This is a genomic window from Paraliobacillus salinarum (assembly GCF_014083865.1).
Taxonomy (GTDB): domain Bacteria; phylum Bacillota; class Bacilli; order Bacillales; family Amphibacillaceae; genus Paraliobacillus; species Paraliobacillus salinarum.
Genome location: NZ_JACEFA010000022.1, coordinates 21,097 through 29,091 on the forward strand (window position 1 = coordinate 21,097; position 7,995 = coordinate 29,091).

Below are 7,995 nucleotides of genomic sequence, written 5' to 3' on the forward strand. Positions count from 1 at the left end.
ATTTGAGCTAGCAACCCTTCTTCCTTAAACAGGAAAGCATATTATCAAATCAGAAAATTTTTCTTATTGCAGTATTATTGTTATACAACTAAAATTTGTTATTTTAAATTTTTTTATAAACGTCTTACTTTTTAATTCTCACTGTAAGAACATCATAAGGTGGTATCATCCATTCATTTTGATCTACTAAGGGCTCTTCTATAGCATTCACCAATTCAACATGTTTCCCTTCAAAATGCCGTTTATCTATCATAGATGGTTTATCTGTAGGATTTTCTATCCGTATAATAAATTTGTCTTCACTATAAAAAGATGGATGACACGCAGAAACAATATATTCTTTTGGTAATTGCATTAATTCAAATTTATTATTCAATTGAAGCTTTTTGTCTGTTTGCTGAATTTTGTTATCTAAACGATTAAAAAAGAAATTATATTGTTGGCGTTGATAAAAAATGTTTCCTGACTGAAAACACCTTGCTATTAAAGAAGTATTAGCTCCATTAAAGGCACCTTTGCCCATATGGATAGCAAACGAAAATTCATGCTCCCCTATTAATTGAGCACCAGGGGTAGGAATAAATACGTGCCCTTTTTTTGTTGTATCACCTGATGCTCTTCCAGGTCGATAGTTCAAATCTGGCTTCCCTAATTGTCCAGTAGTAGAAAATAATGTAATATAAATACACTCTTTTCGATGTTGATATTCTTTCATTCCTTTTGTAAACACTGAACAATTATACTGTTTATCCGTTAAAGAAACGCTCTGATCAAATGGTTCAATATCAATTGGTTTTTCACTGTATATATTTTCCCATTCCTTTGGATAATCAGGTTTACGCTTAATATATCCAAATGGTAATGATGCAATATTTTCTTCTGATAAAATCCCAGTATTAATCTTCAAACGAAGTCGATGACTATATATTTGATTATTAACTTCTAGATTGCAATGAATAAGTTCGTCAAACTTGTTTAATTCAATTGATAGTTTGATATCTAATTTACCAGTTTTGTTTCTTTTGTAGCGATGTTCCAAATCTAATGGTAAATCATAGTATCCTTTAATAATCATCTTTTCAAAGTTTAAACTTTTTTCAACATTTGCTTCTTCAAATACTAAAGGTATGGCTACATCATTTTGAAGTGGTGAAAAATCATAAGTATCACCTGCATTTGCCTCATCTTCTAAAATAATAAAATTCCTAACTATTTTACCGTTTGAGTGTTTCAAAATAAGTTCTTGATTATCAAAACTAATATGATAATAATCATTCCCTATAAAATTACTTTGGTTATCCTCTATTAATTGTCTTTGTTTCATAATTGAATTTACCTCTTCAAAACTAATTACAGTATAGCCTAAAGAAGGCAATTCTACTTTTAATCGGACCGTTAATAAATAATAACCTTCTTCTTCAATATACCTATTCCCGGCTGATGTTTCTTCTAGTATATTCTTTCTTGATGGCACATATACTTCATTTACTATACATGCATCTTCTACATTAGGAAAATATATATATTTATTTTTAGAAGCTATTATAACATCCTTATATCCTTTAAATCGATGTAACTCAGTATTAAATATTAATATCTGTTTATCATTAAGTTCTAGATCATCAGCAATCTTTTTCTTTATGGTATTTTCTATACTATCTGCTATTTCCTCTGCTTCTTTCATTCGATGCATAATATCATCAGCTACTGCATCAGATACACACCCTGCTAAGCTATCATGTGCTTGTCCTTCTAAGATTTTTTTCCACATTTGTATTAATAACTGTTTTCCTATACAAATATTATTAAAACCAGCAATAACCAACAGTGGTTCTATTCGTTTTAATATTTTTTGCTCCAATTGGTAATTTCTTAATTTTATATTCATTCGACTTGATCCTATTGTCTTATGAACTCTTGCGTTAACTGGTTCTCTAAATTCACCTTGATACACTTCTAAAGATGGAAGGCTTTTTATATATTGAAGAAACATAGGATAACTACTTATAACATACTCATGTTTACCAATTTCATTTATTTTATCTATCTTGGTAGAAAAATCAAATATAATATTTAATTGATCATTTCCAGAAGGAATAAGTACTTCTGCAGTTTTGCTATAATTATGAATATATTCAATAGCAGGATCTAATCGTCGATCAACATAATCATGAGTAGGCTCTAAAAGCATCCCAGTTCCATAGCCTTGAGGCATATTGATAGCAATAACTTCCTTTTCGCCACCTAATCCTTTCCACTTGAAATAGGTTGACATTACTTGCTTTCCTAAATGTATACCTCTCCAAAAAAAGAAATTATCAAGCCCGATTTGATTAAATATTACTGGCATTTGCGCATTAAAACCAAATGTATCAGGCAAATAACCAATTTTCATATATTGACCATATTTTTTACTATCGAGTATTCCTATCATAGCATTTCTCAAAATAGATTCTCCGTGAGTAAAAAATCCATCTGTTTGTGTATACCAAGGACCAATATATAAACGTTCTTCTTTTACCAGTCTCTTTATTAAATTCATTTTTTCAGGGTGTAATGAAACGTAATCATCTAAGATAGATGTCTGACCATCCAATACAAAACTACTATTCGGATTTTTAACTAATTCATTCAATACCTCAGTGAATAACTGCTCACTAAGTACAAGTGCATCTGCCGAAGTAAAATACCATTCCCGATCCCAATGTGTATGGTTTACTATATGTGCTTTAACCATCATATCCCCCTTAACAAGATAGTAGAGCTCCCTCTTATAACTTAACAATTTTTTCAATAAGTGTTCTTTAAAAAACTCAAATAAATGTAATTACAATTTTATTTAATAAAAAGTTTAATTAAGCTTCCCATTCTGCTTCATTAAAATCATCTTCTATAATCTCTTCATCTGTGATTTCAGTATTTCTACGTAAAAACAAAGTCATAAATGTAACAACTAGTGTACCTATTGCTATTGCAAGCACATACAATGGCCAACTTTCTACTGTAAACCAACCATAAAAACCACTAATAGGTGCATGGTTTACCGTACCAAAACCTACTGCTAAAGCTGATCCAACTGCAGATCCTATAACAGTAGAAGGAATTACTTTTAAAGGAGACTCTACTGCGAACGGAATTGCACCTTCGCTAATTCCAACCAGCCCCATTATTAAAGATGACTTCCCTGCTTCACGCATCTCTGTATTATATTTCTTTTTAGCAATAAAACTAGCAAGACCTAGTCCTAAAGGGGGAATAATAATAGCCACTTGTGCAGCTGTATTAGGTGCATAAATTCCACTTGTTAATAAAGCCATAGCTGTAGTGACTGCCGCTTTATTAACTGGACCACCTAAATCAAAACCTACCATACCGCCTATGATCGCAGCCATTAGTATTTGATTACCACCAGAAAGTCCGTTCAACCAATTCTCTAACCCTGTGTTAATATTAGCAAAAGGTACACCGATAATGTAATTGATAATTAAAACAGTAATTAAAGTACCGAATACTGGAATTATAAAAACAGGTACAATCGAAGCGGCAGCTCGAGGAAGTTTAACATATTTTTTTATTAACAAACATGCATATCCTGCAATTAATCCGGCTGCTAATGCGCCCAAAAATCCTGCACCAATACCTTTAACAAGCATTCCTCCTACAAGTCCAGGAGCGATAGCAAGTTTATCCGCTACAGAATAACCAATAAAAGCCGCTATCACTGGAAACATCAATCCAAGAGCAATTCCTCCAAAACCATCGAGATCATGTAATAGTCGAATAATCCCATTAGAACTTTCGGCATAAGAAGCATCCCAAATATCAGTAATACCGTAAAAAGATCCTCCAACTCTGGAAATTGCCATAATTACAGCTCCAGCAATAACTAGTGGAATCATATATGATATTCCAGTTAAAACATGTCTTTTTAATTCATTACCTATAGTTTTTATCATTATTTTCCCTCTTTTCATTAAAGTTAATAAATTAATTCTAATGCATTTTTAATTACCTTTTCCCCATCCTTAATTGGTGCATTAACAGGAACTTCTAGTATTTGTTTACCTGTAAACCTTTCTTTATCACGTACTTTTGTATCTGTAGCTAAAATTACCACCTCAGCTATGCTAACATCTTTAACAGATAATTCATTCTCTACACCTGTTGCTCCTTGTGTTTCTACTTTTATCAAGTGTCCCATTTTTTTCGCAGCTTTTTTTAATGCTTGTGCAGCCATATATGTGTGAGCTACACCTGTTGCGCATGCAGTTATTGCAATAATTTTTCTTTTCATTATTTTTCATCCCCCTGATCAAAAATTCGGATAATCTCTTCTGGATATTTTGCGTTTGAAAGTTTTTCCACTACGTGATCATCCATTAATCTTTTAGCAATTTCAGATATTAATTGTAAATGCCCATTTGATTTATCATTTTCACTAATTGCCAGTAAAAATATTATTCTAACAGGTTTATCATCTAATGCTTGCCATTCGACTTGATGTTTTGTCCTCGCAAATACAATAGCCGATTTTTTAACAGCAGCACTTTTACCATGAGGTATAGCTATTCCGTTTCCTATACCAGTAGTTGCGTGTTCTTCACGTTGTAATACTGATTGTAAATATATTTGTTCATCAGATATTAACCCTTGTTGAACAAGATATTTACTCATTTTTTCTATAATATGTTCTTTCGTTTCTCCTTCCATGTCAAAAATAGTTCTTTCTACAGATAGAACATCTCGTATTTCCATTAGATCCCTTCCCTTTTTAAACACTTATATATTTGATCTGAATTGTCTGCCTTATCTAATTCATTCATTCTTTTTTTGTTATCAATAAATTCAAAAAAATTGTCATAGATATCATCTAAATCTAATTGATTATCTTTTTCTAGAGCAATGAAAAATACTTTGTTAACTAACTCATCTCCCCATTGTATTGGTTCTAATAATGTCGCAACAACAATTGTTGATTTCTTTATATATTTAGGATTAGCATGTGGTGTAGCCATACTATTAAATGATGTAAAAGAGAGCTCTTCTCTATCTAGAGCGCTTTGTATTACGGATGATTCAGCAAATCCTTTGTCAATTAAATGCTCCCCTATTTCTATAATTGCTTCTTTCATTGTTGTTGACTGTAAATTAACCAGTATATTTTCTTTTTTAATAAGTTCTATAAACATATTTGTCGCAGTCTTCTGTTCTTTTTGTAATGTTTTTATTTTATTTTGAACAACGTTTAGATCAATTTGATTCATTATAGGGCTTACAACTACAGTTGCAACATTCTCTACCTTTAAATGAATTGTACTTATAATAAGATCTGTATCTATATGTTCTGTCATCATTTCTTGAACAGATAAAACTTTCTGAATTCTTATATCAGGAAAATACTTTTTTATACGAGCTGCTAATAGTCTTGAAGAACCAAGTCCCGTGCTACAAACTATGACAACATTTAATTGATCTGGTAATATGCGTATTCTTTCTTGAAACGCTTCAAAGTGTAACGCTATATAAGCAGTTTCATCATCATTAATAGAAATGTTGTATTTTTTTTCAAATTGTTTTTTTAGAAATAAAGCCTTTTCAAAAGAAAGTAAAAAATTTTGCTTTATTTTATTTACATATGGATTGTTTATGTGCATTCCTAACTTCAACCGATTAATGACTGATTTCATATGTGTTGTAATTCCTTCAATTAAATCTCGATCATATTGATCTGATAAACAATTTTCCACAAAATTTCTAAGATCATTGTTAGGCACTTGATGAGTATGTTTTAACAGTCGTTCATTACATTGGTTGTAAGCCGCAGTTAAGTGAATATTAATATAGTAAATTTCGAATTTTGGGATTGTAATAGATAGACTTTTCTCCAATAAATTAACAATCCTAATTGTGTTTTGGTGTTGAGATAAAACAGAATGCTCTAAGGAAGTATTTTTTTCAATATTAATGAAAGATCCATTTTTAATTCTTTCAACAGTAATAGCTAAATGTATTACAAATGATTGAAATGCATAATCTGTAAATTGAAAATCATAAGTAATAGTGAATTCTCTTACGATTTCTATAATCTGTTTTAGAACTTTTTCTGAAAAGAGACCTTGCACATCAGCTTGAATGGTATCAAATTCATGTGAGAATTTATCTTCTTTATGTTTTAAATACCAATTCCCCCCCCAAAAATAATTGATAAATTTTGAGGTTAATGCTCTTTTTTCACTCTCCGTTATATTTAATTTCATCCCTTTACTAGGTTTTTTATATATGAACACCTCTTCTTCCTTCAATATTTTCTCCACTTCTTGAACATCCTTTTCAATAGTATCTTTACTGATGAAAAGTTCATCCGAGAGTTTTTGCATCGTAACATAACCTTGTGTTTTCAATAATTGAGAGTAGATATAGACGACTCTCTCCTCTTTTGTTGAAGGAATAGACTTACTTCGCGTAGATAGATCACTTAAGACACGGTTAATACTTTTATAATTTCCTTCAATAAAAACCCCTACTCTTGGTTTTCTCACAAGAGAAACTTTAAACTTTCTTAAGTAAGATTCAATTTCTTTAAGTAATTTAGATACCGTTTTTTCAGAAAGATGGAAATAATCAGCAATATCTTTCACTCTTGTATGACCGGATTCAATTAAGAATTTTATGATTTTCTTTTCCCGATTTGAAATCATATCATTTACCGCTTTCATTAATATTTTCCTTCCCTTCTTTTATTCTAGTATTTGAACAATCAACAGAAAACTAGGAAAATTACCGTATTGATTACCGCATTTTACATGTATTGCTCCTCTACTTACTTAATGATAAATTAAAATATGTTTCTATCAATCAAGTCAAAAGGAGATCAAAATATTGAATTATATTATTTCATTGCTCCCTGTATTCGGCTGGGGATTTATGCCGATAATTGCCAATTTAAAAAAAAGTAAACCAGAGGAGCAATTATTAGGCACTTCTATTAGTGCACTTTTCTTTTCTATTCTTTTATATATAATTGTACAACCTCATATCACATTTTTTTCATTTATTATCAGTTTTCTATCAGGGGTTTTTTGGAGTTTAGGTCAACTATTTCAATTTAAAGCAATCTCTGTTTCAAGTGTTTCAAAAACTATGCCACTTTCTAACGGAACACAATTAATTGGAACCACTTTGTTTGCTGTTTTTGTATTTCATGAATGGAACACTCTTAAAGCGACACTTATTGGCACTATTGCCATAGGAATTATTATTGCAGGTATTTATATCACTAATTATGTTGAAAAAAGTTATAAAGTTCAACACTCTCTATCTTTACATACTTTTAGCTTTGTTATCACATCGTCATTTTTTTTAACACTATATGTTATAACAAATCAACTTTTTTCAATTACAGGATATTCTATTATTTTCCCTCAAGCTATAGGTATGTTCACAGGCGCTATTCTTATTAATTATCTTAATAAACAAAATAAAGCCAGTAGATCCAGTGTTTCATTTAATTTGTTGACCGGTTTATCTTGGTCTATAGGTAATCTTGGTATGTTTTTAGCCACAGCAAGTCTAGGTATAGGAACCAGCTTCTCTATCTCTCAAGCATGTGTTATTGTATCAACAATCGGGGGTATAATTATTTTCAAAGAGGGAAAAAGTAGAAAAGAATGGGCGGTTATCTTAACAGGAATAATAGTTATTATGTTAGGTGTTTTTTTACTGGGAGTATTAAAGCAATAGTTTAAGGTTCTCTGTTAAATGTGGTGGTGTGATTTCCCCTCCACTACCGCTTTTATTAATTTTATATTACAAATAATGCTTGTACCTGAACCGCTATGGAAATAAGCTCGCTTTCCGCGGGCACGGCTCATAGCCGTCAAGTTAAGCAAAATGGTTTAAATCCTAAAGAATTATTCGTTATTCTTGAATTAAATCAAGATAATTCGGAGGGGTTTTTTCATGGCTAAGTACAATGATTTTCATTTATTTGCAAAA

The 7,995-nt window shown here is 30.9% G+C and carries 6 protein-coding genes; 1 reads left to right on the forward strand and 5 read right to left on the reverse strand.

Annotated features, from left to right (window positions below; translation table 11 throughout):
- Positions 1–124: 124 nt before the first annotated feature.
- From HP569_RS13885 to HP569_RS13905, 5 genes are all read right to left on the reverse strand, one after another.
- Positions 125–2,737 (reverse strand): glycoside hydrolase family 38 N-terminal domain-containing protein, encoded by a 2,613-nt coding sequence (locus tag HP569_RS13885; RefSeq protein WP_182201758.1) that lies wholly within the window; start codon positions 2,735–2,737, stop codon positions 125–127.
- Between the two features lie 118 nt (positions 2,738–2,855).
- Positions 2,856–3,956, reverse strand: coding sequence for a PTS fructose transporter subunit IIC (locus HP569_RS13890; RefSeq protein ID WP_182201759.1), 1,101 nt, complete (start codon positions 3,954–3,956; stop codon positions 2,856–2,858).
- Positions 3,957–3,979: 23 nt separating this feature from the next.
- Positions 3,980–4,294, reverse strand: a complete 315-nt coding sequence (locus HP569_RS13895; RefSeq protein ID WP_182201760.1) for a PTS fructose transporter subunit IIB — start codon at positions 4,292–4,294, stop codon at positions 3,980–3,982.
- Positions 4,294–4,755: a PTS sugar transporter subunit IIA gene (locus HP569_RS13900; protein ID WP_182201761.1), complete on the reverse strand. Its 462-nt coding sequence runs from the start codon at positions 4,753–4,755 to the stop codon at positions 4,294–4,296. The genes HP569_RS13895 and HP569_RS13900 overlap by 1 nt, the downstream gene beginning before the upstream one ends.
- The gene (locus HP569_RS13905; protein WP_182201762.1) at positions 4,755–6,716 is read right to left on the reverse strand and encodes a BglG family transcription antiterminator; all 1,962 of its coding nucleotides are present in this window, start codon (positions 6,714–6,716) and stop codon (positions 4,755–4,757) included. The genes HP569_RS13900 and HP569_RS13905 overlap by 1 nt, the downstream gene beginning before the upstream one ends.
- A gap of 160 nt (positions 6,717–6,876) precedes the next feature.
- Between HP569_RS13905 and HP569_RS13910 the strand changes: the two genes are divergently transcribed.
- Positions 6,877–7,740, forward strand: a complete 864-nt coding sequence (locus HP569_RS13910; RefSeq protein WP_182201765.1) for a GRP family sugar transporter — start codon at positions 6,877–6,879, stop codon at positions 7,738–7,740.
- Positions 7,741–7,995 lie beyond the last annotated feature (255 nt).

Excerpts from the sequence above, each read along its gene's own strand:
- HP569_RS13895 (WP_182201760.1), bottom strand. The coding sequence starts at position 4,294 with ATGAAAAGAAAAATTATTGCAATAACTGCATGCGCAACAGGTGTAGCT.
- HP569_RS13900 (WP_182201761.1), bottom strand. The coding sequence starts at position 4,755 with ATGGAAATACGAGATGTTCTATCTGTAGAAAGAACTATTTTTGACATG.
- HP569_RS13890 (WP_182201759.1), bottom strand. The coding sequence starts at position 3,956 with ATGATAAAAACTATAGGTAATGAATTAAAAAGACATGTTTTAACTGGA.
- HP569_RS13885 (WP_182201758.1), bottom strand. The coding sequence starts at position 2,737 with ATGGTTAAAGCACATATAGTAAACCATACACATTGGGATCGGGAATGG.
- HP569_RS13905 (WP_182201762.1), bottom strand. The coding sequence starts at position 6,716 with ATGAAAGCGGTAAATGATATGATTTCAAATCGGGAAAAGAAAATCATA.